The sequence below is a fragment of the Shewanella mytili genome (assembly GCF_046765975.1).
In the GTDB taxonomy this organism is placed as follows: domain Bacteria; phylum Pseudomonadota; class Gammaproteobacteria; order Enterobacterales; family Shewanellaceae; genus Shewanella; species Shewanella mytili.
Map to the genome: position 1 here is coordinate 247,391 of NZ_JBKOUD010000003.1, position 22,696 is coordinate 270,086.

Annotated in this window: 21 protein-coding genes; 10 read left to right on the forward strand and 11 right to left on the reverse strand. The window is 54.5% G+C overall.

Annotated features, from left to right (window positions below; genetic code table 11):
• Positions 1 to 41 precede the first annotated feature (41 nt).
• Positions 42 to 1,598 carry a SulP family inorganic anion transporter gene (locus ACIDEJ_RS05455; RefSeq protein ID WP_411987073.1) on the forward strand — a complete coding sequence of 519 codons (1,557 nt, stop codon included), beginning with the start codon at positions 42 to 44 and terminating at the stop codon, positions 1,596 to 1,598.
• Positions 1,599 to 1,676: 78 nt separating this feature from the next.
• On the opposite strand, the gene ACIDEJ_RS05460 is transcribed toward ACIDEJ_RS05455, so the two are convergent.
• Positions 1,677 to 2,582: a bifunctional methionine sulfoxide reductase B/A protein gene (locus ACIDEJ_RS05460; RefSeq protein WP_411987108.1), complete on the reverse strand. Its 906-nt coding sequence runs from the start codon at positions 2,580 to 2,582 to the stop codon at positions 1,677 to 1,679.
• A gap of 225 nt (positions 2,583 to 2,807) precedes the next feature.
• Between ACIDEJ_RS05460 and ACIDEJ_RS05465 the strand changes: the two genes are divergently transcribed.
• Together ACIDEJ_RS05465 and ylqF are read left to right on the forward strand one after the other, a co-directional pair.
• The gene (locus tag ACIDEJ_RS05465; RefSeq protein ID WP_411987074.1) at positions 2,808 to 3,647 is read left to right on the forward strand and encodes an isopenicillin N synthase family dioxygenase; all 840 of its coding nucleotides are present in this window, start codon (positions 2,808 to 2,810) and stop codon (positions 3,645 to 3,647) included.
• Between the two features lie 84 nt (positions 3,648 to 3,731).
• The gene (ylqF, locus tag ACIDEJ_RS05470; protein ID WP_411987075.1) at positions 3,732 to 4,670 is read left to right on the forward strand and encodes a ribosome biogenesis GTPase YlqF; all 939 of its coding nucleotides are present in this window, start codon (positions 3,732 to 3,734) and stop codon (positions 4,668 to 4,670) included.
• Positions 4,671 to 4,731: 61 nt separating this feature from the next.
• On the opposite strand, the gene ACIDEJ_RS05475 is transcribed toward ylqF, so the two are convergent.
• Together ACIDEJ_RS05475 and ACIDEJ_RS05480 are read right to left on the reverse strand one after the other, a co-directional pair.
• The gene (locus ACIDEJ_RS05475) at positions 4,732 to 5,217 is read right to left on the reverse strand and encodes a low molecular weight protein-tyrosine-phosphatase (RefSeq protein WP_411987076.1); all 486 of its coding nucleotides are present in this window, start codon (positions 5,215 to 5,217) and stop codon (positions 4,732 to 4,734) included.
• A gap of 21 nt (positions 5,218 to 5,238) precedes the next feature.
• Positions 5,239 to 6,147 carry a DNA ligase gene (locus ACIDEJ_RS05480; protein WP_411987077.1) on the reverse strand — a complete coding sequence of 303 codons (909 nt, stop codon included), beginning with the start codon at positions 6,145 to 6,147 and terminating at the stop codon, positions 5,239 to 5,241.
• 328 nt (positions 6,148 to 6,475) lie between these two features.
• On the opposite strand from ACIDEJ_RS05480, the gene ACIDEJ_RS05485 reads away from it, so the two are divergent.
• Complete coding sequence (locus ACIDEJ_RS05485; RefSeq protein ID WP_411987078.1) at positions 6,476 to 6,856, forward strand: diacylglycerol kinase; 381 nt, start codon at positions 6,476 to 6,478, stop codon at positions 6,854 to 6,856.
• 12 nt (positions 6,857 to 6,868) lie between these two features.
• On the opposite strand, the gene hdfR is transcribed toward ACIDEJ_RS05485, so the two are convergent.
• Both hdfR and ACIDEJ_RS05495 read right to left on the reverse strand, forming a co-directional pair.
• Positions 6,869 to 7,717, reverse strand: coding sequence for an HTH-type transcriptional regulator HdfR (gene hdfR / locus ACIDEJ_RS05490; RefSeq protein WP_411987079.1), 849 nt, complete (start codon positions 7,715 to 7,717; stop codon positions 6,869 to 6,871).
• Positions 7,718 to 7,989: 272 nt separating this feature from the next.
• Positions 7,990 to 9,576 carry a M28 family metallopeptidase gene (locus tag ACIDEJ_RS05495; RefSeq protein ID WP_411987080.1) on the reverse strand — a complete coding sequence of 529 codons (1,587 nt, stop codon included), beginning with the start codon at positions 9,574 to 9,576 and terminating at the stop codon, positions 7,990 to 7,992.
• Between the two features lie 165 nt (positions 9,577 to 9,741).
• Here ACIDEJ_RS05495 and ACIDEJ_RS05500 point away from each other — a divergent pair, with 165 nt between their 5' ends.
• On the forward strand, positions 9,742 to 10,773 hold the full coding sequence (locus ACIDEJ_RS05500) for a GGDEF domain-containing protein (protein ID WP_411987081.1): 1,032 nt from the start codon (positions 9,742 to 9,744) through the stop codon (positions 10,771 to 10,773).
• Between the two features lie 54 nt (positions 10,774 to 10,827).
• Here ACIDEJ_RS05500 and ACIDEJ_RS05505 read toward each other — a convergent pair whose 3' ends face one another.
• The 4 genes from ACIDEJ_RS05505 to pdsO all read right to left on the reverse strand — a co-directional run bounded on the left by ACIDEJ_RS05505 (position 10,828) and on the right by pdsO (position 15,818).
• Positions 10,828 to 12,036 carry a 1-acyl-sn-glycerol-3-phosphate acyltransferase gene (locus ACIDEJ_RS05505; protein WP_411987082.1) on the reverse strand — a complete coding sequence of 403 codons (1,209 nt, stop codon included), beginning with the start codon at positions 12,034 to 12,036 and terminating at the stop codon, positions 10,828 to 10,830.
• A gap of 169 nt (positions 12,037 to 12,205) precedes the next feature.
• The gene (locus ACIDEJ_RS05510; protein WP_411987083.1) at positions 12,206 to 12,862 is read right to left on the reverse strand and encodes a class GN sortase; all 657 of its coding nucleotides are present in this window, start codon (positions 12,860 to 12,862) and stop codon (positions 12,206 to 12,208) included.
• The gene (locus ACIDEJ_RS05515) at positions 12,859 to 15,051 is read right to left on the reverse strand and encodes a marine proteobacterial sortase target protein (protein WP_411987084.1); all 2,193 of its coding nucleotides are present in this window, start codon (positions 15,049 to 15,051) and stop codon (positions 12,859 to 12,861) included. The genes ACIDEJ_RS05510 and ACIDEJ_RS05515 overlap by 4 nt, the downstream gene beginning before the upstream one ends.
• A 20-nt stretch (positions 15,052 to 15,071) precedes the next feature.
• On the reverse strand, positions 15,072 to 15,818 hold the full coding sequence (pdsO, locus tag ACIDEJ_RS05520; RefSeq protein WP_411987085.1) for a sortase-associated OmpA-like protein PdsO: 747 nt from the start codon (positions 15,816 to 15,818) through the stop codon (positions 15,072 to 15,074).
• A gap of 200 nt (positions 15,819 to 16,018) precedes the next feature.
• Here pdsO and pdsR point away from each other — a divergent pair, with 200 nt between their 5' ends.
• The 4 genes from pdsR (at position 16,019) to ACIDEJ_RS05540 (ending at position 20,621) form a co-directional block, all read left to right on the forward strand.
• Positions 16,019 to 16,711, forward strand: a complete 693-nt coding sequence (pdsR, locus tag ACIDEJ_RS05525; RefSeq protein WP_411987086.1) for a proteobacterial dedicated sortase system response regulator — start codon at positions 16,019 to 16,021, stop codon at positions 16,709 to 16,711.
• Positions 16,708 to 18,873 carry a proteobacterial dedicated sortase system histidine kinase gene (gene pdsS, locus ACIDEJ_RS05530; RefSeq protein ID WP_411987087.1) on the forward strand — a complete coding sequence of 722 codons (2,166 nt, stop codon included), beginning with the start codon at positions 16,708 to 16,710 and terminating at the stop codon, positions 18,871 to 18,873. Before pdsR ends, pdsS begins: the two co-directional genes overlap by 4 nt.
• 130 nt (positions 18,874 to 19,003) lie before the next feature.
• Positions 19,004 to 20,182, forward strand: a complete 1,179-nt coding sequence (locus ACIDEJ_RS05535) for a cystathionine beta-lyase (protein WP_411987088.1) — start codon at positions 19,004 to 19,006, stop codon at positions 20,180 to 20,182.
• A gap of 169 nt (positions 20,183 to 20,351) precedes the next feature.
• Positions 20,352 to 20,621 (forward strand): YihD family protein, encoded by a 270-nt coding sequence (locus ACIDEJ_RS05540; protein ID WP_411987089.1) that lies wholly within the window; start codon positions 20,352 to 20,354, stop codon positions 20,619 to 20,621.
• 145 nt (positions 20,622 to 20,766) lie between these two features.
• On the opposite strand, the gene ACIDEJ_RS05545 is transcribed toward ACIDEJ_RS05540, so the two are convergent.
• Positions 20,767 to 21,027: a hypothetical protein gene (locus ACIDEJ_RS05545; RefSeq protein WP_411987090.1), complete on the reverse strand. Its 261-nt coding sequence runs from the start codon at positions 21,025 to 21,027 to the stop codon at positions 20,767 to 20,769.
• A gap of 185 nt (positions 21,028 to 21,212) precedes the next feature.
• On the opposite strand from ACIDEJ_RS05545, the gene ACIDEJ_RS05550 reads away from it, so the two are divergent.
• Positions 21,213 to 21,659 (forward strand): DUF6942 family protein, encoded by a 447-nt coding sequence (locus ACIDEJ_RS05550; protein ID WP_411987091.1) that lies wholly within the window; start codon positions 21,213 to 21,215, stop codon positions 21,657 to 21,659.
• A 37-nt stretch (positions 21,660 to 21,696) separates the two neighbouring features.
• Here the strand turns inward: ACIDEJ_RS05550 and nadE are convergent, their stop codons facing one another.
• Positions 21,697 to 22,527 carry an ammonia-dependent NAD(+) synthetase gene (nadE, locus tag ACIDEJ_RS05555; protein ID WP_411987092.1) on the reverse strand — a complete coding sequence of 277 codons (831 nt, stop codon included), beginning with the start codon at positions 22,525 to 22,527 and terminating at the stop codon, positions 21,697 to 21,699.
• Positions 22,528 to 22,696: the final 169 nt, after the last annotated feature.

A 22,696-nucleotide genomic window follows, 5' to 3' on the forward strand; every position in this document is an offset into this window, starting at 1 on the left:
GTATGCGCGGCTTTCTTTTTAGTGACGAGAAGTCCCGTTTAATGTTTGACCTTATCCGCCATCACCATCGCAGCCACCGTGCTGACATTCTTTCCGGGTTAACCGTTTCGCTGGCACTGGTGCCGGAAGCCGTTGCCTTTGCCTTTGTTGCCCATACGGCGCCGCTAGTGGGGTTGTATGCCGCCTTCATCATGGGACTGGTAACCGCCATTCTGGGGGGGCGCCCCGGCATGATTTCCGGCGCAACCGGTGCCATGGCGGTGGTGATGACAGCCCTGGTTGACAGCCATGGCGTGCAATACCTGTTTGCTGCCGTGGTTTTGGCAGGACTTCTGCAGATAACCGCCGGCGCCTGCCGATTGGGGAAATTCATCCGCATTGTGCCCAAGCCGGTAATGATAGGTTTTGTCAACGGGCTGGCCATTGTGATTTTTCTTGCCCAATTGGGGCAATTCCAAAGCAAGGATGCCGCTGGCAACATGCAGTGGCTGGCACAACCGGCATTAATCACCATGTTATTGCTGGTCGCCCTCACCATGGCGATAATCCATTTTCTGCCAAAGCTGACTACTGCCGTTCCCTCCTCATTGGTGGCCATTTTGGTTGTGACCCTGCTGGTTGCCACACTGGATCTGGACACCCATACCGTTGTGGATTACCTGCGCAACATGAGTGGTGACAATGCCGCCACCATTGCCGGTTCGTTACCCGTTTTTAGCATTCCGTCCGTCCCCCTTAACTGGGAGACCCTTTACATCATTCTGCCTTATGCCTTCATTCTGGGATCCGTGGGGCTGATTGAATCACTACTGACATTGACGGTAGTCGATGAGATGACCCAAACCCGGGGCCAAGGCAACCGGGAATGCCTGGGCCAGGGTACCGGCAACCTCATTTGCGGTTTTTTCGGTGCCATGGGAGGCTGTGCCATGATTGGCCAGTCCATGATCAATATCAATTCGGGAGGACGGGGTCGCCTTTCCGGCTTTACGGCAGCGGTGGCCCTGCTCTGCTTCATCCTGTTTGCCTCCGGCTTTATTGAGATGATCCCGCTGGCGGCACTGGTGGGCGTGATGTTCATGGTGGTACTTGGCACCTTTGAATGGGCCAGCTTTAACATGATGCGCAAAGTGCCAAAACACGATGCCTTTGTGATTGTACTGGTCACAGTGGTGACCGTATTTACCGATTTGGCCATTGCGGTGTTTGTGGGGGTTATCGTATCAGCGCTGGTGTTTGCCTGGGATCATGCCAAGCATATTCAGGCAAGCCGCTCCATCACCCATGACGGCAAAACCCTGTATCAACTTAGAGGACCGCTGTTTTTCAGCTCTGCGGCTTCATTTTTGGAGCTGTTTGATGCCACTGAGGATACCCATGATGTGGTGATTGATTTTCGTGATTCCCGGGTGTGCGATCACTCGGCGCTGGAAGCCATCGACACCCTGGCAGAACGCTATCTCGCGTTGGGCAAGCAGCTGCATCTGCAACACTTGTCGGAAGATTGCCGCAAGCTGCTGCATAAAGCCGGCAACATGGTGGAGGTGGATTTGATGGCAGATCCGAACTACCGGGTGGCGGATGATCAACTGGCTTGATAACGCTTATCCTTCCGGGGCGGCAACGCCCCGGTGAGAACACTCGAGCCCGGCACCACACTCACCCATATTGCGCCATCATTTTTGCCAATCACGAAAATAATGGCGGATTTTCTCCAGCTTCGGGCCAATCACCAATGCGCAATAGGGCTGCTGTTGATGCCCGGCGTAATAATCATGATGCTCCGCCTCTGCCGGATAAAATCCCTGATAGGCACTCAGCTGCGTCACAATGCCCGCACCATACTCCCCTTGCAACGCCAACTGCTTGATGAACGCCTCCGCTTGGGCCAGTTGCTGGGCATCATGGGCAAAAATCACCGAACGGTACTGACTGCCCACATCATGCCCCTGCCGGTTAAGGGTTGTCGGGTCATGGGAGGCAAAAAACACTTCCAGTAACTGCTGATAACTGATGACGGCAGGATCATACTGAATTTGCACCACTTCCGCATGGCCGCTGTCGCCTTCACATACCTGACGGTAACTGGCCGTGTCGCTCGTGCCGCCTGCATAGCCGGGCAGTACCCGCAACACGCCCTTGAGGGATGAAAATACCGCTTCTGTGCACCAAAAACAGCCACTGCCAAACGTAGCCAACGATGTGCTGTCTGCAGCAGGTAAGGCCTCATCTGCCGCTTCAAACATCAAGGATGTGGAATTCACGCAATGGCGCAGATTTTTAGGGGTGAGGTTTTCTCCGGCAAACACATGGCCCAGATGGGCGCCGCAATGGGCACATAAAATTTCGGTGCGCTGGACATCCCGGTCCGTTTGCCTGGCAACGGCACCAGGCAATTCGTCATCAAACGCCGGCCAGCCACAATGGGCCTGAAATTTATGGGCGGCCATATACAGCGGCGCACCGCATTTGCGGCACAGATAACGCCCGGGAGCGCTGTGCTGATAATACTCACCGCTAAACGGTGGCTCAGTGCCCTTTTCATCAATCACGTAGCGCTCAAAATCAGTTAGCGGTGGCAGGCTTTTCATGTGTAACTCCCGGTGTTGATGGCTATGGGCGCTGCAATCCCTACAAGCTTTGGCCCATAATGTGATACAAATCACTTTACGTTGCCGCCATGACAACATCAAGGTAGACTTGTGCGCGAACCGGCGCCGGATAAAAACATCCACGAAAAATGCCTCTTGCGCTCTTTGCCCCTACAACACCGGCGTTCACGCTTATCTGACAATTGCAGGGTAAACATGAAACTAGAAACCATTGATTTTCGCGCACCTGATGCACCGCAACGTTTTGTTGAGTCACTGCGCCATACCGGTTTTGGGGTATTGCGCAACCATCCGATTGCCCAGCCACTGGTGCAACAAATTTATCAGGCATGGCAGGACTTTTTCCTCTCTGATGACAAAGAGCACTATCTTTTCAACCCCGGCACCCAAGACGGTTTTTTCCCGTCCAGCGTCTCTGAAACCGCCAAGGGCAATAACGTCAAGGACATAAAAGAATATTTCCATGTGTATCCCTGGGGGCAAATTCCGCCGGCCCTGCGCCGCGACATTCTGGAATACTATCAGCAGGCCACCGCTTTTGCGGCCCAGTTGCTGGATTGGGTGGAGCGCCATTCACCCGCAGAAGTGGCCCGCCATTACCACGAGCCACTCTCCCGGATGATTAAAGACAGTGATAAAACCCTGCTGCGCATATTGCACTACCCGCCCATGGACGGTCACGAACCCCCTGGTGCCATTCGTGCAGCCGCCCATGAGGACATCAATCTGTTAACCGTGCTGCCTGCTGCCAATGAGCCCGGCCTGCAGGTGCAATCCCGCGATGGCAGCTGGCTGGATGTTCCCAGTGATTTTGGCAATATCATCATCAATACCGGTGACATGTTGCAAGAAGCCTCCGGCGGTTATTTCCCCTCCACCACCCACAGGGTGATTAATCCCCAGGGCGCGGACATGGCAAAATCCCGCATCTCCCTGCCCCTGTTTCTTCACCCGCGGCCGGAAGTGGTGCTCTCGGCGCGCTATAGTGCCGGCAGTTACCTCACGGAGCGGTTACGGGAGCTCGGGGTTATCTAGTCCCCATTCCACGGCGCCTGCGGGCGCTTTTTGCCATCCACAATGCTACAATACGCGACTTTTCAGATTCAGCAGGAAATAACAATGGCGGTTCAATGGTATCCCGGGCACATGCACAAAGCCCGCAAAGAGATTGAAGAGGCAATGCCGCAGATTGATCTGGTGATAGAAGTGCTGGATGCCCGCATTCCTTACAGCAGTGAAAACCCCATGGTCGCGGCCTTGCGAGGGCAAAAACCCTGTATCAAGCTGCTGAACAAGGCCGATTTGGCAGATCCTGAGATTACCGCCCAATGGATTGACTATCTGGAGCAAGAACAAGGCGTTAAAGCCCAGGCCATCTCCACGACGCTGCAGCCAGGCGCCCTCAAGGCACTCCCGGAACTTTGCCGTAAACTGGTGCCCCAGACATCCGCCAGCGTCCGCGACATCCGCACCATGATCATGGGCATTCCCAATGTGGGCAAATCCACCATCATCAACACGCTGGCAGGACGCGTGGTGGCAAAAACCGGTAATGAACCGGCAGTGACCAAAGGCCAGCAGCGGATCAATTTGAAAAACGGCATTGTATTATCCGACACTCCCGGCATCCTCTGGCCCAAAGTGGACAACGAAGCCTCCGGCTACCGCCTGGCGGTGACCGGCGCCATTAAAGATACCGCCATCGAATATGACGATGTGGCCCTGTTTGCTGCCGGTTACTTTCTTGAGGCTTACCCGGAGCAGATGAAAGCGCGCTACAAGCTGGACGAGCTACCAGCAACCGACATTGAATTACTGGAAGAAATCGGCCGGCGCCGCGGCGCCCTGCGCACCGGGGGCTATCTGGACTTGCACAAGGCATCCGAAGTATTGCTGCACGAATTTCGCTCAGGCAAAATCGGCCTGTTGTCGCTGGAAACCCCTGCCATGGCAGAAAAGGAGAAAGCGGAAGTGGCCGAAATGCTGGCCATCAAGGAAGCCGAAAAAGAAGCCCGCCGCGCCGAGCAAAAACGCAAGCATTCGGGTAAGCGCCACTGAGGTTGCATAACGCGTCATGCCTGGGAGGCAATCGTGTCATAACGGCAGCTATGCTGCCGTTTCAGCCAGCGCGGATCTGCCCGTAAAGGCCGTCAATGGCTTGCGCCAATAAATCCAGTACCCGCTCAAATCCCTTGGCGCCACCGTAGTAAGGATCTGGCACCTCCGCACAATCAACCTTGGCAAACCCCATCACCAACGCCAATTTGTGCTGGTATTTGGCCGGGCAGCGCTGGCGCAGCGCCCCAAGATTTTGCTGATCCGCCGCCAAGATAAGATCAAACGCTGCAAAATCCTGTTCAGTCACTTCCCGGGCGCTCATTCCGGAAAAATCCAGACCACGCCGTTCTCCTGCCTGACGGGCCCGCTTGTCCGGCGCTTCGCCCTGATGAAACCCGGTAGTGCCGGCAGAGTCCAATTGTAACACCAGCCCGTATTCAGCCGCTTTTTGGCGCGCCATGGCCTCGGCACAAGGGGAGCGGCAAATATTGCCCATGCAAATGAACAATACACTGCGAACTTGGGTTAACTCAGGCAATGCAGACATACAACGCGCTCAATGTTCAAGCTAGGGTCTGGACAAGGTATCAGGTATTATCGCCGGATGTCGTGCGCCATGGGTTAATGGGTAGTCGCTTCTTACCCGAAGGAAACGGGCAAATCTGGGTTTGCCTTTACTGGTTAAACCGGAATAGGCAAAGGTAATCCAGCTGCCCACTTTGGGCGGGTTTGCCCGCTGCGCATCGCTAAAACCGGTACCGATACGAAACTGTACCCCGGCGGTGTTTTCCACCAGCAGGGATCCCATCATCCCCTGATACTTACCCTTCCCTCGGAAAATGGCCAATACCCGGGCATCATCATCCACCACCGCCTTGAGTTTGAAAAGGTTATTGCTGCGACCACTGCTGTAAAGCGCATCACGGCGATGCAACATCAACCCTTCGCCGCCCTGGGATAATATCTGACTGAGCCAGGTCTGCAGCGCCTCATTATCCGCCACATCCCGTTGGGGGATCACCTGCAGGTAAGGCGTAAGGGCATCATACCTGGCAAATTGCTGATAGCGACTGGCAAAATCGCCCTTAAGGGTAGGTGCATCAAACAGGTACAGCTTAACTTCGCGCCATAAGGGATTATTGCCCGAGCTTCGGGCAACGGCCGACACTTTATCAAAACTGCCGTACCCCGCCCACAGTTCACCCTCTAGCGGTAGCGCTGGAAACCCCTTAACAAACCAGTCTGGCGCATCAATACGCAACCCTGAGCGACTCAGCAGCTGCTTGCCATCCCAGCGGGCCCGTACCCCATCGAGTTTTTCACTCACCAGAAAACTGCGGACATTTTCCTGGGCCGCCCAGGATTTGGCCAATTCTGGCGAAGGCATGGTGGCGCTAACGGCTGATGCGGCCCAAAAACAGAGCCATAACAGGACAAACTTGATGCCGTGAAAGGCACGGAATGGTATTGGTGGCATTGGAGCACTCCTATCCTTAAGCATTAAGACCACGGGACTCAAGGATGGTGATTCCTCCGCGGTTTACATCGCTGGTTTTAGTTATGGTAATGACCAACGAACGTGACGGCGATTGGTAACAGTGTAGTGTATTAGTCACCTCTGTTTTTATAGTGGCTGTATATGACCCCCTTATGACGGCTGCCGTCATGGGGGAATCTTCCAATGGCGCTGTTACTTAAAAAATCAGGTGGTATACTGTCGCGGTTTTTTACCGCAATTCATATTATTACAGCTGTTTGCGGTGTTTCTGTAGCTTTTTATTCCCATACGGATCACATTCTAAATTATGAAACCAGCCAATAACCACGGTATTAAACGCATTTTCCGCGCTACCGGCTTTTCCATGCAGGGATTGAAATCTGCCTGGGTGCACGAAGCCGCCTTTCGTCAAGAGTCCATTCTGGCATTGTTGATGCTGCCATTTGCCTTGTGGGTCAACGTGCCTACGGTGGAAAAATTATGGCTGATCCTGACCATATTCCTGGTATTGATTGTGGAGCTGCTCAATTCAGCCGTGGAAGCCGTGGTGGATCGGGTGGGAGACGAGTATCACCCGTTAAGCGGCCAGGCGAAGGATATTGCGTCCGCCGCAGTATTTTTAAGCCTGTGTTTATGCGGGATCACCTGGCTGGTGATCCTCTGGCCCTTGCTCAAAGCCTCCATGTAATGCAGCGGCGGTTCACTCGGCTTGGGATTTGAGATAATTGACCGCCAAAATGATCTGCGGCAGTCTTTCGTTACCACTGAGGTAAGACACGTAAACACTGCGGCTCACCGTGGCTGCACCGGGCACCCGGTGTAACTGCCCCTGTGCCACATAAGGCTGTACCATTTTTTGCGGCAGAAACGCACAGCCACCATTGTTGAGCAAAAAATCCAAAGCGATTCTGGCTGAGCCGGTATGCAATACCGGCAGGGGCAACTCGCTGAAATTGCGGGCATGCTGGATATTGAAAGCCGTGCCCCAATCCACCTTGATGTATTGCTGCTGGCGGGTGTCTGCCAGTGTTTCAAGCGGGCTGGTACTGACCAGGGTCAGCACGATTTCCCCCACCTGCAGCAATTCAAACTCCTCAAGCTTGGGCGGGTCAAAGGAAATGGCCAAATCCAGTGCCCGCTCCATGAGTTGCCGGGTCATCACGGCTTGATGCTGCACTTCTGTACGCAGCGCCACGCCCGGCAGTCCCCGATGAAGCCCTTGCAGATAATCCTGCAGGTAGGCATCCCAGATGTTGGGGGCCGCCCCGATGGCCAGTTGCACCGATTGCACCTGACTTAACGACACATCCTGTTTGGCCCGCTCCCAAGCCAGCAATACGGCTTCAGCATGTACCAGCATGCGTTCACCGGCAGGGGTCGGCTGGATGTTATTGCGCTGGCGTTCAAACAGCTCAACGCCCAGAATGTTTTCTAACTGCTTTACCCGGAAAGAGACGGCACTGCGGGTGAGGTAGAGATTTTCCGCCGCCTTGCCAAAATGCCGGGTATGGGAAACTTCCAAGAACGTCTTGAGCAGATCGGTATCCATAAAATTCTTTATTAAACAAGACAGATTTATTAATTCATCGAGCAATAATACTAGTCAAGGCGCAACTTGAACATCTATTCACGGGGTAATTTTTACCGGCATCCACCGGCGGATGGCATGTTCAAGACGGGAAAACTGCAGGTAACATCAGGTCATGGCAGAAACCTTGATAAACGATGGAATAGCAGCGAAAAGTAATGAAGCAACAAGGGGGCATTTATCCATACACTGTTGCGGTATGGATAATGCCCATTCTTTTATAGATAACGATGTTAACGGCCGTCTTGGGCACGGCGCTTTTTAAAATCGGACGCTTCCAGCCACTTGGGCCAATCACGGTTGTTGGCCAGTTTATCGAGAATGTCACTCATCAAACTCAAATCCTGGGCCACTCCGCCAAGATCCCAGCTGGCTTCATAGCGGTCAGCCGGTTGATGATATTTGTGGGCAATATAATCCGGGTCGGTATCCCCAAGGCTCAAAAACAGCAACCCCGGAACGCCCTCTTTTGCCAGGGCGAAATGATCCGAGCGGAACATCAGGCCATTTTGCGGGCGGGGATCCGGCTTGATGCTTCGCCCCTGCCCCTTGGCCGCCTCGGCCAGATAATGCTCCAGCTGTGAAACGCCATCGCCATAACGCAACACATAGGATGTGGCCTTGCCCACATTCATGCCGTCAATATTCAGCAGCGCCACCAGCTGCTTGGTTGGCACCGGCGGATGCTCGGCAAAAAACTGAGCCCCCAGCAACCCGTTTTCCTCCGCAGTAAAACTGGCAAATAAAATCGAGCGCTTGGGGGCGGCGGCCCCTTTTAGCCCTTTAAAATGTTGCGCCAATGCCAATACGCCGGCCACACCGGAGGCGTTATCCACCGCGCCGTGATAAATGGCCTCTTTACCGTCAACCAGGGTTTTCCCCAGATGATCCCAGTGGGCGTGCATCACCAACCATTCATCGGGATGTTCAGTGCCGGGTAACAGCCCTGCCACATTATGAGATGTGGCCAATTCAATGGTGTTATCCAGCGTTAATGACGCTTTTAGGGGTAACGGTACCGCCTTGAACCCCGGCAACAGTGCCTGGCGTTTGAGTTGTTCAAAATCCAGCCCCGCCGCCTTGAAAACCTGCTGGGCAACACCATGCTGCATCCAGCCCATCACCCCCACATGGGACAGGTTATGGTTGTCGTCCACCAGCGTGTATTTGCTGTTGGTGTTACTGCTTTGCACCACATTCCAGCCATAGGCGGCCGGTGCGGTTTCGTGCACGATAAACACCCCTTTGGCACCTTGGCGGGCGGCTTCTTCATATTTGTAGGTCCAGCGGCCATAGTAGGTCATGGCATTACCTTTGAATATGCCGGGTTCCTGAGTGGCAAAACCGGGGTCGTTTACCAGCACAATCACGGTTTTACCGGCAACATCCACGCCTTCATAGTCGTTCCAGCCGTATTCCGGAGCGTTGATGCCGTATCCCGCAAACACCAGCTCACTGTCATCCAGGGTGACCTTGGGCACAACCTGCTCCGTGCGGGCGGTAAAATCCCGGCCGTTGGCAAACATCATATTGCCGATTTTCAACTGCATCTGCTGATTGGCGCTAATTTTAGCCATGGGAACGGCCTGGATATAGCTGTCGCCGAATCCCGGTTGCAACCCCATCGCCCGATAGGTTTTTTCCAGATAGTCGATGGTGAGCTGTTCACCACGGGACAACGGCCCGCGACCTTCAAACGCATCGCTGGCCAATGTTTTTACCTGTTCCCGGTAGCTGGCTTCATCAAAATGAAAGGGGGTGGCACTTGCCTGGACGCATAACAATGCCCCCAGAAAGCCCAGTAGATAGGAGGTTTTCACTGCTTGTCCTTACTTTCGTTATAGTTTTATTGGATTTTCATTGTAACAGCGAATATGCCGCCGACAATCGCGTTCACAAAATAACCGCCAGAAACTTGCCGACACCCCATCCTCCCGGCATATTAAAGCCAGACCCGAACAAAATTAATAACAGTGGTTCAAAGCATGACGCCATCATTACTGCAGCAAGCGACGGTTCACCTTAAACGGGCATTGCCTTTGCTGTTCAAGTATCGCATCCCGCCAACGCCCACCAACTATGCGCTGTGGTACACCTACGTCAGCGAACAAAACGAACAGTTGAATGCCCAACTTGAAGAGGCGCTGGCACACTATCATACCTGCCCGCCGTCCATTGCCGCCCTGCTGTACCAGCAGCACATCCAAGAGCCGGGGCAACTGGATGTGCTGCAGCTGCGCCAGAACATGGAAGCCATGGCAGACGAGTTATCCCTCTCGTTGAAAGATACCCGCACGGGAGCCGCTGAATTTCGCCATAAACTGGAGGGGCACCTGAACAATCTCAGCCTGCTGAAACAACCCAATCTCAGTTTGGAGCAGATGTTAGCGATGGTGAAAATGCTGGTACAAAATTCTGAGGAGATCATCGACAGCACCCAGTATTTCAGTCAGCAGCTCAACAAGGCCCAACTGGAAATTGAAAGCTTGCGCCAACGGCTTTCCAGCGCCGAGCGCGACGTCATGTATGATGCACTCACCGGATGCCTTAATCGCCGGGCGTTCAATCTGGATATTGCCGCCCTGTTACAAAGCGCTCCGTCGGGGTGTTGTTTGATTCTGGCGGACATTGATCATTTCAAGGACGTCAATGATACCTATGGTCATGTACTGGGCGATCAGGTGCTCAAGGCCGTAGCCAAAAGAATGCAGGCACATTGCCGCGATGGCAGCAAGTTATACCGCTTCGGCGGTGAGGAATTTGCCGTGCTGGTGCCCGACAGCCAACAGCCCATTGCCCGGCAACTGGCAGATGCCATGCGCCGCTCGCTGGAAAAGATATCCGTGCGGGATCGCCAGCAAAACCTGAACGTGGGCAATATCAGTGCCAGTTTCGGGGTATGTGAATGGCACCCCCATGAGCCACCGGCCAGCCTGATTGAACGCACGGATAAACGCCTGTATGAAGCCAAGCGTCTTGGGCGTAACCGGGTCATCCCCATTAACGGTGCCCGTTAACACCCCCAAAACACCGCAACGCCACCTTAACCCCTGCCCCCTGATAGACGCTGACTAGCGGGACGCATTGGCCCAGGTGGGCGCATCGCTGTCCATATTGATGCAAGGCTCGGATGGCCGGCGCAGTTTGTTCAGCACCGGATTGGCATACATGGCCAGAAAAATCGGCTGCTGTGATGGCTCAATTGCCTGCAATCGCCGCGCAAAAAGCGCCTGCTGCCCCGCATCTTCCACACTGGGAAACTCTGCGGAGTCAATCGGGTGACCGGCACTGGCCTCATACTGGCCGTATGCCAGCAGGTTGCTTGGATACAAGCGGTAGTTATCCCAAATCTGCTGATCAATGGCGGCGGCCACCGCTTCAGCATTGGCATAATCCCCAGACAATGGCTCACCAAACGCCACATGCACATGCCCTTTGAAGCCTGCTATGCCGGCGGCGATACTGGCAATATCCTCATGGGTCTGTTTATGGTATTGGCCGGTTTGCTGCACACTGAACAGCTCCTGGGTTTTCGCTTTATCGCAAGGGTCCCACTCGTAAGAGATAGACACCGGCACAATATTCAGCTCGCCGATATAATCGGCAAATTCCCGGGTTTTGGGGCGATTAAGCGCCAGCATGGAGATAATGGCCGCATTGGTGCAATCGTTGCCGTCTTTGGCGCGGCCTTCCCGTTGCGCCAGCCACACATTACTGTGTTCCTGACGCAGCGAGTGATAAATGAATGCCGATAACTGTTTGGACGCTTTGAATTTTTCCCGGGGGCTGCTGGCAGAGCGCTTCACGATGAAGCTTTTGTTAAGACGCATCAGATCCGACACGTAATCTTTGGTCAGCAGATTATCGCCAATGGCAATGCGAACCGTCGGGTGACCGTACTCAAACAGCGCCATGTTGATGAAGGCCGGGTCCAGCGCAATATCCCGGTGATTACTGATGAACAGGTAGCGTTGGTCTTTACGGAGTTTTTCCATACCGGAAAAGCTCAGCGCCGAAACCGTGCTCGCCATCATCTGCTGCATGTACTGGGCAACCACTTGCTGCACGTCATCCACGCTATGGAGCGTACTGAGCTGGCGTTGTAAATGGCGCTTCACCAACCAGGTCATCATTTTGGGCATCATGCGACTCAGGCGCGGAAAACGCCAACGCGCCAATGTTTGGCTCAATTCATGATTTTTCATGACCCGCGCCAACACTGTGGATACTTCATCGTCATGGTAGGGACGAATGTCTTCAAAAATGCCGTTTTCCGTCATTAACCGTTTTTTGCCTGCTGTTGAAATGGAAACGCCAACGAATGAAAGCGAGGGCGTGTGGAATAACCCGGCAAAATACCGGAAAGCCCAACAGATAGCTACCGCATAAAGCACAATCCGGCTATTTTATCGACGTTTTCCAACACCTTGTACCAGTGCGCCCATGACCTCAAGCAGACTGCGACAAAGGGGCAAGCGCCTCTGCCTCCACAAGAAACCGTAACGCTGCGCCGCCCCCCAAGGCATTGAACGGATAACAGGTGACCAACGTCAGCAACGATTCATCGCCGCTGGCCAACCATTGTGTTTGCGACTGGTGCACAATGCGTGCGGCACGAATGCGGTACAGGTGCATCTGCCCATCCATCGTCTGCAAACGCAGTATCTGGCCACGTTTGGCATAGGCCAGCACCGAAAAATGGGTGTCGCGATGGCCGGCAATGACCGTATTGCCCCGCTCGCCAGGATTGGCGCCCCCCAGCATTTGTGCCGGACCAAAGGCCAGGTTACGGCCGCTGGCGCCTGCCAGCACATACAATGGCGGATTGTTACCTATCCAGAGTTTGCCAAGTGGATGGGTGTCTGCCCAAAACCAGGGTTTATGGGGCTGCCTGTCCTGCAGGCTTTTGTGCCAGGCATCTTCTATCAAATATTGGGCGAACAGGGCTTTTGCCTGCATATATCCTCCTTTTGCCAGCAGCACCGCACCGGTTAACGCCAACAGGGCGATAAGCCAGATGCGGCGCCGATGCCATCTATGGGCATCAACGCGCGGCGCAGCAGACACATTAATAGGGTGATGATCATGATGGAGACGAGGCATCATTCGCGCCCCGAAAAGAGAGGCCGGCGATAACAGCCCAGCAGCAGCGCCACCAGCAAACAGCAGCTGCCCAATAACAGCCACAGGCGGCTGTTGCTGGCGGTGGCCGGCATACGCCCTGGCGGCTGCCATCCGGCCGGCAGCAGTCTTAGCACCTCACCTGTGGCGTTAAGCCGGGGGGCACTATTCACCGGGGTGACATCCACCGCCACCAGGCTGGTATACCGGCTCACCAAATGGTATTTCAGCGCCAAAGCGCTTACCTGCCGCTCGGTGTCTGTTGCATTGTCCACTGCGCGTGCCATCTCCAATGCGGCTATCTGTTGCCTGGCCCACAGCAAATCCAGCCCTTGCGATGTTTGCTCTGCCTGCACGGCCAGGGCCTGTTGCCAATGCTGACCATTGAGCAGCCCAGAGACAAATAGCGTTTGTTGCCGGTGATGGGGCTGACGGAGGCTAACCAGCAGCGGTTCTCCCAGGTACAGGTCGGGGATCTGTCTTGGCCAGTAATCCGGTGCAGAGCCATCGCCGTAACGTAGCTGCACATTAGTCAGTACGGGCTGGGCAATCTTGTGCAGTAATGCCCCTATCTTCGCTTTCACCTCCTGCATGTTGCCGATATAGGTGAATGTGCCCCGCCCAACATCCGCTGCCCGGCGCATGAAAAAGCCATTGGGCGCACTGCCAATCCCCACGGTGAAAAGGCGGCTGTTGCCCAGGCGCTGACTGATCATGTGAAACAGTGATGTTTCGTTGGCTACCGCGCCATCAGTGATGAAAATCACCTGCCGCAAGTAGGGCGCCCGCTCATGCCCTTGATCATGGTGCACTGCAGGTAACGCCTGCTCCAGTGCCAAAGCCATTTCCGTGCCACCGTTGGCTTCAAGCCCCGATACAAAGCGCCTGGCCCTGGTCATATTCGCCGGGCTGGCGGCCACGGCCCTGGTCGCCAGCGATGACACCTCCGAGCTGAAGGCCAGAATGTTGAAGCTGTCTTGTGGTGCTAGGCTTGCCAACGCATCCAGCACCGCACTTTTTGCCTGCGTCATGGCGGCGCCGCTCATGGAGCCTGAGGTGTCAATCACCAGCACCAGTTCACGGGGAAGCGGCTTTGATGACTTGACCGTCGGTGGCAACAGCATTAACAGGCTGTAATCACTGTTATCTTGCTCAGCCTGATGCAGGTGCGTCTTGTGAGTCTGTCCCCGCTGGCGGTATAAGGCCGTTTGCGGCAGTTGCCCCGCCATGGGCTGCCATTGCAGCACAAAATCACGCGAAGATGGCAATGCCTTTAGGGAAAACGCCAACCGTGATGCGGTTAATGGGGGGGATTGCAGCTCATGGCTCGGGGAGCTTAGGCTTGCCAGCGGCACCCCCGCATTAAGCTTCACCTCAATATTGGTGTGATTGGCCTGATGGGCGGCTGATGGTGCCCAGTCCGCCCACGCGGCCAATTGCCCGGCATCCGCGCCGGAGAATGCGCCATCCCCTGACATCGCCTCGGCCAAGCGTTGGCCCATCCCGGCCGGAATGTAGCGGGGAGTAAAGGTCATGGGAAAACGCACGCTGATATGGCCGTCGCGGTAATCCAACGGCTGCTGGTAACTGAATCGCACCTCAAGGGTTTCCCCGGGCGCTAGATTTGCCACCTCGGCACTGAACAGGTTGGGCCGTTGCTGTTGCAATAAACTGGCCCTTTTCCCCGCCGCCTTGGCTTGTTGGTACAGTTGCCGCGCTTGCTGCCTGGCTTTTATCTGCCCCACAATCTGCCGGGTGCCTATCTGCAGATGCAAACTGTCCACCGCGGCGTTTTCCGGCAACGGGAACACATAGCGGCCATTGAGCCACTGCCCGGTGCTATTATGGTAGTGCTGCGTCACGCTGACCCGGTTTGTCAGCCCGGTTATCTGCATGTTTACATCGGTTTCCATGGATAACGCCTGAACAGGCGCCATCCCCTGCCATTCCAGGGTGCCACTGCCCGGCCAAAGTGGATTTTCCACGAGGGCTGCAGGGCGCTGCACCGAGGCCAGTGCCGATACTGACGCCAGTAAATTCACCAGCAGCAGTGCCAGTAACAGCAGGCCGTTTGCCAAAATGAGGTTAAACCACCAATCCGGTAATCCCTGGTTGGCGACACTGCCGACTGTTAATGGCAAGCCAGCCCTTGTGGTCACAACGCCCTTTTTCATCACGCTGCCCTCTGCCTGGATTACTGTGGTTGGTGCGCGGCCAAGGCGGTATTGCCGTTTTGCAAGCGTAACGTTACCCGGCGGTCAAAAAAGTCGCTCTCATGGCTTTCTTGCGCTGTCAGCGGGGCTTGCGCGCCATAGGCGTGGCAATCAAGACGTTCGCGGTTAACCCCCTTGCTGATGAGATACTGCTGCACGGCCTGCACCCGCTGCTCTGACAATTGCTGGTTAAACGCCTCCGAACCGCGGCGATCCGCATAACCGGCCAGTGTCAGCGTCAAATCCGGTGCCAGTGTCATGGCATAGGCAATATCATCCAGCTGTTTGGCAAAATGGGGCTCAATATCCGCCGTACCGGTACGGAACTGGATATTCATCCCCACGGTAAGCTCCTCCAGCCTGGAGGTACGAGCGGTTTGCAGCTGCTCAAGTTGCCGCTTGGCTGCAACATATTGGGTTTGCAACTGTTCAAGGGATTGCTGTTTCTCTGTCAGGGCGGTGATCTGCAGCGCCTGTTGCTGCAGGTGTTGCTGCTGATCCTTGATATGCTGATCATCCCCCACGCTTTTGCCTACCAAACCGCCGCTAAACGCCCCCACAATGGCGCCCACCGGCCCGCCCACTGCCGCCCCCAGCAGCAAGCCGCCGCCAAAGCCAATGGCCGCCTCCGTTTGGTTGTCAGGTTGGGGCTGGGACACGGTTTGTGCCATGCCCGGCGCAGCTACCAATGAAACCAGTAAAAGTGTGCTGATAAGTGATTTTTTCATGCGGTGTATTCCTTGTGAATGCCATCAACCGTTGTGGTTTGGATGACACTATTAAACGCTGCTGAAATGGCGTGGGCGGGGAGCAAAAGTGGCGTGTTGGCGATGAATTGTGGCAACAAAATGGCATTTGGCTGCGGGCGCTTTTTTATCAGGCAATTTGTTGTATAGTCACGGCTAATCACTCATAACCCGGAAATCCAATGAAACGCATTGCCATCGTGGAAGATGAAGCCGCCATCCGCGAAAATTATAAGGACGTATTACAAAATCAGGGGTATAGCGTACAAGGTTACGCTACCCGCCTGGAGGCAATGCAGGCATTTCAGACCCGCCTACCGGATTTGGCCATTATTGATATTGGTCTTGGGCAGGAAATAGACGGCGGATTTACCCTGTGCCAGGCGCTGCGGGCCATGTCCGGTGCCTTGCCGATTATTTTCCTCACCGCCCGGGACAGTGACTTTGACACCGTATGTGGCCTGCGCCTTGGCGCCGATGATTACCTCAGCAAGGATGTGAGTTTTCCTCATTTGCTGGCGCGGCTGGCCGCCCTGTTTCGCCGCAGTGAGCTGGCCGACAATGACACGCTGGCCACCTCGCTCATCACCCGGGGCGCGCTTTCCATTGATGCCAGCCGCATTCAAATCTGCTGGCAGGAGGTACCCATTGAGCTGACCGTGACCGAATTCTGGATGGTGCATGCATTGGCCAAGCATCCGGGTCATGTGCGCAGTCGCAGCGACCTGATGCAGGAAGCCAAAATCTATGTGGATGACAGCACCATTACCTCTCATGTGAAACGCATCCGGAAAAAGTTTCTGGCCGTTGATCCGCAGTTTGACTGCATCGATACCGTTTATGGCATGGGCTACCGTTGGGATGGTCACGAGTGAAATTGCCGGTTTATCATCCCCCGGTTGGCATTCGCACCAAAACACTGGTGTTATCCCTGTTTTTGCTGGGGTTGCCCTGGCTCGGCTACCAGTATGTGTGGGAGATGGAAAAATACCTGCGCCACGGACAGGAAAAAACCCTGGAAGGCACCACCCAGGCACTGGCCACCGCCCTGCATGAACGCCCGAAACTGTTTGACTCCCAGGCAAGTTTTCTCAAGCAGGTGGAAAAGGGGCGCGATCTTTATGCCTTTCCGTTACGGGGGCCGATTCAGTTGGACGGCAAACTGGACGACTGGTCGGCCTATCGCGGCAAAGCCATGGATTACGGCAATGATGCCCGCATATTCCTGGCAAAAGACAGCCGCTCCCGCTTGTCGTTTCGCCATATGGTAGGCAAATACAGCGGCTATCTTTATGGCTTTTTTGAGGTCACAGACCCATGGGTGGTTTATCGCGGCCGTAACAGCTTAGCGGTGGATCGCAACGATTATCTGGATATTGCCACACAAGCGCCCGATGGCAGCTTTCATCGTTATGTGGTGGCCAATACCAAAGATGGTTGGCTCAGCAGTTACGAGTTGCCACCAGAGGCGACACCCACGGCGAAAATAACCCCGGAAAACCGCATTCAGGGACAATGGCGTAAAACCGGGCAAGGCTACAATATCGAACTGCGCCTGCCGCTGGACATGGTGGGCAGCAAACTGGGCTTTGCCATCCATGATGTCAACGACAGTAAAACCCGGCAGCTGGAAGCCATTGTGGGCACATCGGCCACCGACAGCATTGACCGGCTGGGCACAGTGTTGGTGCCATCACCGGAAATTGAAAACATCATCAAGGGCATGAGCCATAACAGCTCGCGCATCTGGGTGGTGGACATCCATGGCCGGGTACTGGCCAAATCCGGTGATATCCGTAACAGCAATGGCGTCTGGGGCGAAGTGGATGACGAGCCGCCAACTTTCTGGAGCCAACTGCAAAAAGATTATCTCAACCCTTTGTATTATAAAATATTGACGCGCCCGCCTCACGACTTCACCGATGCCTTGCAGGACTCTACCGAGCTGCAAGGCAGCCACATCAGGCAGGCGTTGGCAGGGAAACTGGCCTCAACCTGGCGCTTGACCCCGGACAACAAGGCCGTGGTGCTGTCTGCCGCCAGTCCCATCTGGATTGACAACAAAGTGATGGGCGCGGTGGTGGCCGAAGAAACCACCCACGGCATTCGCACTCTGCGCAATCGCGCGCTGGAAAAACTGTTCAATGTGATCCTGATAGTCATGAGCATTGGTACCCTGTCGCTGTTCTTTTTTGCATCCAGCATCTCCAGCCGCATCCGTACCCTCAGGGATCAGGCGGAAAAGGCCATTGACAGTCAGGGGCGAGTGCTGGATACCATCCCCCCATCTGCGGTACGGGATGAAATTGGCGATCTGTCCCGCAGTTTTGCCAGTATTGTCGCCAGGCTCGGCCAATACACCCACTATCTGGAACACATGTCATCACGCTTATCCCACGAGCTGCGCACGCCGGTCGCCGTGGTTCGCAGCTCGCTGGAGCATCTCAGTTTGCAACCTATCGACCGGGATGCAATGAAATATGTGGAGCGTGCCCAGGAGGGGGTAAACCGCCTGTCGATGATCCTGGCCAATATGAGTGAGGCCACCCGTCTGGAAGAATCCCTTAACGGCAGCGATGTGGATCAGTTTCCGTTAACCAAGGTGATCAGCGGCTGTGTGGCCGGTTACCAGATGACCTACCCTGAACAACGCTTTACCCTCAAGCTACCGGACTCCCCGCTGCCGATGCTGGGGGTTGCGGAATACATTGCTCAGCTGCTGGACAAACTCATCAGCAACGCCCTGGAATTTCACACTCCCGATACGCCCATCCATGTTGAGCTGCAACGCCTTGGAAAACAGGCAGTGCTGACCGTCACCAACCAAGGGCCCCTGCTGCCCGGCAACATGAATGAGCAAATCTTTGAATCCATGGTGTCGGTAAGGCCCGCCGGAGCCCAGGAAAAACCCCATCTGGGGCTGGGGCTCTACATTGCCCGGCTGATTGCCACCTTTCACGGCGGCAATATCAAGGCGCAAAATCTGGAAAATGGCAGCGGCGTGGTGCTGACCCTGACCCTGCCCATGGCAGGCTAACCTGAATAACTCTCAAGCTGTCGGCATCCTTTAAGCGCAAATTCAATGCTAAGATGCCCCTATGTCTAGCCTGGATGATGGCGGCCACACCAGCGCCTCATCCCCCAAGCAACAGTCCGTGAGTCATGTTATGAAAAGAGCCACCAAAATCGTCTCCCTGGGGCGGGATAAAAAATGGACCAAAGGCGTTATCAATCCCCCTGTGGTTCGCGCCTCTACCGTGGTGTTTGACAGCCTGGCACATATGGCAAAAGCCGCCGCTGGCCGTGGCCAGGGCGAGCTGTTTTACGGCCGCCGCGGTACCGATACCCATTTTGCCCTGCAAGCCGCCATTGCCGAACTGGAAGGCGGTGCCGGCACCGCGCTGTACCCGTCAGGTGCAGCGGCCATCAGCGGAGCCCTGTTATCCTTTTTGAAAAGTGGCGACCATCTGCTGATGGTGGACAGTGTGTATGAACCCACCCGGGATCTGTGTGACAAGCTGCTGGCAGGTTACGGCATTGAAACCACCTACTATGACCCCATGATAGGCGCCGGCATTGCCGCGCTCATCCGTCCCAATACCAAGGTACTGTTTCTTGAATCCCCCGGTTCCATCACCATGGAAGTGCAGGATGTGCCGACATTGTGCCAGGTGGCACACCGGCACGGGCTTGTTGTGATGCTGGATAACACCTGGTCGTCCCCCATCAACTGCCGCCCTTTTACCCTGGGAGTGGACATCTCCATTCAGGCGGCCACCAAATACATTGTGGGCCATTCCGATGTGATGATGGGTACCGCCACCGCCAATGCCCAATACTGGGAGCAATTGCGGGAAAACAGTTATCTGCTCGGTCAATGCGTGTCAGCGGATGACGCCTATCTGGCATTACGCGGCCTGCGAACCCTGGAGGTGCGCATGGCACAGCAGGCCAAAAATGCCCTGACCATTGCCCATTGGCTGGCCGCTCGCCCGGAAGTGGACCACATTCGCCATCCGGCCTTCAGCACCTGTCCCGGCCACGAATTTTTCAAACGGGATTATCTTGGCAGCAACGGGCTGTTTTCCTTTGTCCTTAAAACCGGTAATCGTCAGGCAATACAGGCTTTTGTGGAAGGCATGGCACACTTCAAGATGGGATTTTCCTGGGGGGGTTATGAAAGCCTGATTGTGGCCGAGTTCGGCATTGACAAAATCCGTACCGCTACCCGTTGGGACAGCAGCAAACCCATGTTCCGCTTGCACATAGGGCTGGAAGATCCCGAAGATTTAATCGCCGATCTTGACGCCAGCTTCCAGCGTTATCATGCCGCACTTGGTGCCTGAGCCATCAGGAATACTTGCAAGCCGATAACCGGGTGGCGCAATTGCCGCCCTTTTTGTTAGCGGTAATGAGATCATTGGGCAATTTGTAGGTGGGAGCATAGCAAACCGCACTTTGCGAATGCAGGCTTGGCTGTTATGTTGGTTAGCATAACGTGTAAAAGGAGCCCTTATGACTTGCCACCGCATTGATGAACTACTGGCGTTACTTAACCCCGCCTGGCAAAAATCACCGGATTTAAGCCTGATGGAAATGCTCGGTCAACTGGCGCAGGAGGCCGGGTATCAACAAGAAATGCAACACCTGCCGGACGATGTGCTGATCTATCAGCTGAAGATGCGTGAAGCCGATAAAACCCAGCCGATCCCGGGCTTGCAAAAAGATTATGTCGAAGACTTCAAGACCGAACTCTTGCGTGCCCGGGGCATGCTTGATGAGTAAATGACATCCACAACAATTTTCCACCAAAAAGCCGAGGGATAATCATCACTCGGCTTACATTTTTTTATCGGGTTTCAAACCCGTTTCCGGCATATGCAAAACGCTGGCAGGATGCATGAACCGCATGCTGCCAAAGCCTGACTTTTTAAGCGTCAAACATCACCAGATCAAACTCTGCCACATCCGCAAGGCGGATATAGGTCAACCCTTCAATCTTGGCAGTGGGGCGCCCGTTTTTGCCTTGGTGCCCGTTTTTGGCAGTATAGAAAAAGCCATTTTCATCGACAAAGCCCTGAGCATTACCATGATTGGATGCCCGATCATAAAAAAAGCCATTAAGGAAATAACCCAAAGGTACTTTACAGCCTTTTGCCATTAACCCGTACTTGATGTTGCGCTTCATCACGAATACTCCTTTTCAATACTATACTCCACTAATGGAGCTTAGCCTGATATTGCCAGAGTACACGAGAAACTTTGCGGTTTTGTGAAGTGTATCGGTAACCTTTAGCCCTTTTACCCGTTACCTCCCTTGCGGTACACTAACACCCCATCAAAAGTGACCGTATTACAACATATTGGTGAGTCGCCATGTTCATCGGCAATCCCCAAGCCGCACACATTATTTACCTGCCCCATTCTCCGCTATTACCGCCAAATTGGCACTGGCAACAAGCAGATGCCTGTGCGGCCATACTGCAAGCCAACTCTAACCATTGGCGTAAAATCCTGGTCATTGCCGCCAAAATATTCAGCTCCGATGACAACTGGCGCCAATTTTTACATGGCGGGTTACTTCGGGAAGTTTGCCTTTATACCGAAGCCCACTCGCAACGGCCTGTTGCCGGTATCCAGCTGTTCAGCGGCCAAGCTGTCTGTCATGCGCTGGCACTTGAGGAACACCGTGCAACGCCGCTGGCAAGCTGCCCCAAGCTTTGCCGCTTAAGCGCCAATGCCTGGTTGGTACCCTACCTGGATTACCGGCAGTTTCCCAATTGGATGATTGCCCTGTTACGCCAGCAGCTTGTTATTGCCTGATGTGAAAAATGCCATCCCGAAGGATGGCATGTCACGCTTAATCGTAAATGGTCGGAATGGGCTGGCGCTTATGTTCGGTTGCTTTGTAAATATTGATGATCCGCTCTTCAACCCCAGGCGCCACTTCTTTCCCTTCGAGAAAATCGTCAATCTGTTCGTAAGTCAGTCCCAGTGCCACTTCATCTTCCAACCCGGGACGATTGGACTCCAGATCCGCAGTGGGCGTTTTATTCACCAGCGCATCAGGTGCGCCAAGGAATGAGGCCAATTGCCGCACTTGGCGCTTGTTAAGGCCAAACAGCGGGGCAATATCGCAGGCGCCATCGCCCCATTTGGTGTAAAAACCCGTGACATTTTCAGCACTGTGATCAGTCCCGACCACCAAGCCGCCCACAATACCGGCCACTTCATATTGGGCAATCATGCGCATTCTGGCTTTCACGTTGCCTTTGACAAAATCCACTTTGGCATCATTCGGCTCCAGGATACCGGCACTTTCCAGCCCCGAGAGCACCTGATGATGCACCCCTTCCACACCGTCATGAATGTTCACGGTTACCTGACAGGAAGGTTTGATGAAAGACAGCGCCATCTGGGCTTCATCTTCGTCACGCTGCTCCAGATAAGGCAACCGCATGGCCACAAAACGGTATTCATCGCTGTGACTTTCCTGATTAAGCGATTCAATTGCCAATTGGCACAAACGTCCGGCGGTAGATGAATCCACGCCGCCACTGATCCCCAGGACCAATGCCTTGCATTTGGCTTCTTTGAGTTTGGCTTTAAGAAAGGCTACGCGACGGTCTACTTCGAACCCGGGTTCGATGACCTTCAGTACTTTCTCGCTTCGAATGATTTGTCCTTTCACGGTGTGCTCCGTCTTTTCGTTATCATGCAAAAACACAAGCGATGGCGCTGGCAACGCTTGGGCTTCTGCTTCGGGATGAATGTATCAAGTTATCTGAATGCACTTACAGCGGATTACGATAGCATAAATTCAGCCACATAAAATCTGCCACTCTGGGGATTTATCGCAT

What these genes read in the sequence shown, in the direction of transcription:
- pdsR (WP_411987086.1), top strand. Translation starts at nt 16,019, where the DNA reads ATGAAACGCATTGCCATCGTGGAAGATGAAGCCGCCATCCGCGAAAAT.
- ACIDEJ_RS05500 (WP_411987081.1), top strand. Translation starts at nt 9,742, where the DNA reads ATGACGCCATCATTACTGCAGCAAGCGACGGTTCACCTTAAACGGGCA.
- ACIDEJ_RS05480 (WP_411987077.1), bottom strand. Translation starts at nt 6,147, where the DNA reads ATGCCACCAATACCATTCCGTGCCTTTCACGGCATCAAGTTTGTCCTG.
- ylqF (WP_411987075.1), top strand. Translation starts at nt 3,732, where the DNA reads ATGGCGGTTCAATGGTATCCCGGGCACATGCACAAAGCCCGCAAAGAG.
- ACIDEJ_RS05550 (WP_411987091.1), top strand. Translation starts at nt 21,213, where the DNA reads ATGTTCATCGGCAATCCCCAAGCCGCACACATTATTTACCTGCCCCAT.
- ACIDEJ_RS05475 (WP_411987076.1), bottom strand. Translation starts at nt 5,217, where the DNA reads ATGTCTGCATTGCCTGAGTTAACCCAAGTTCGCAGTGTATTGTTCATT.
- ACIDEJ_RS05535 (WP_411987088.1), top strand. Translation starts at nt 19,004, where the DNA reads ATGAAAAGAGCCACCAAAATCGTCTCCCTGGGGCGGGATAAAAAATGG.
- ACIDEJ_RS05465 (WP_411987074.1), top strand. Translation starts at nt 2,808, where the DNA reads ATGAAACTAGAAACCATTGATTTTCGCGCACCTGATGCACCGCAACGT.
- hdfR (WP_411987079.1), bottom strand. Translation starts at nt 7,717, where the DNA reads ATGGATACCGATCTGCTCAAGACGTTCTTGGAAGTTTCCCATACCCGG.
- ACIDEJ_RS05455 (WP_411987073.1), top strand. Translation starts at nt 42, where the DNA reads ATGTTTGACCTTATCCGCCATCACCATCGCAGCCACCGTGCTGACATT.
- ACIDEJ_RS05505 (WP_411987082.1), bottom strand. Translation starts at nt 12,036, where the DNA reads ATGACGGAAAACGGCATTTTTGAAGACATTCGTCCCTACCATGACGAT.
- ACIDEJ_RS05515 (WP_411987084.1), bottom strand. Translation starts at nt 15,051, where the DNA reads ATGAAAAAGGGCGTTGTGACCACAAGGGCTGGCTTGCCATTAACAGTC.
- ACIDEJ_RS05510 (WP_411987083.1), bottom strand. Translation starts at nt 12,862, where the DNA reads ATGATGCCTCGTCTCCATCATGATCATCACCCTATTAATGTGTCTGCT.
- ACIDEJ_RS05540 (WP_411987089.1), top strand. Translation starts at nt 20,352, where the DNA reads ATGACTTGCCACCGCATTGATGAACTACTGGCGTTACTTAACCCCGCC.
- ACIDEJ_RS05485 (WP_411987078.1), top strand. Translation starts at nt 6,476, where the DNA reads ATGAAACCAGCCAATAACCACGGTATTAAACGCATTTTCCGCGCTACC.
- pdsO (WP_411987085.1), bottom strand. Translation starts at nt 15,818, where the DNA reads ATGAAAAAATCACTTATCAGCACACTTTTACTGGTTTCATTGGTAGCT.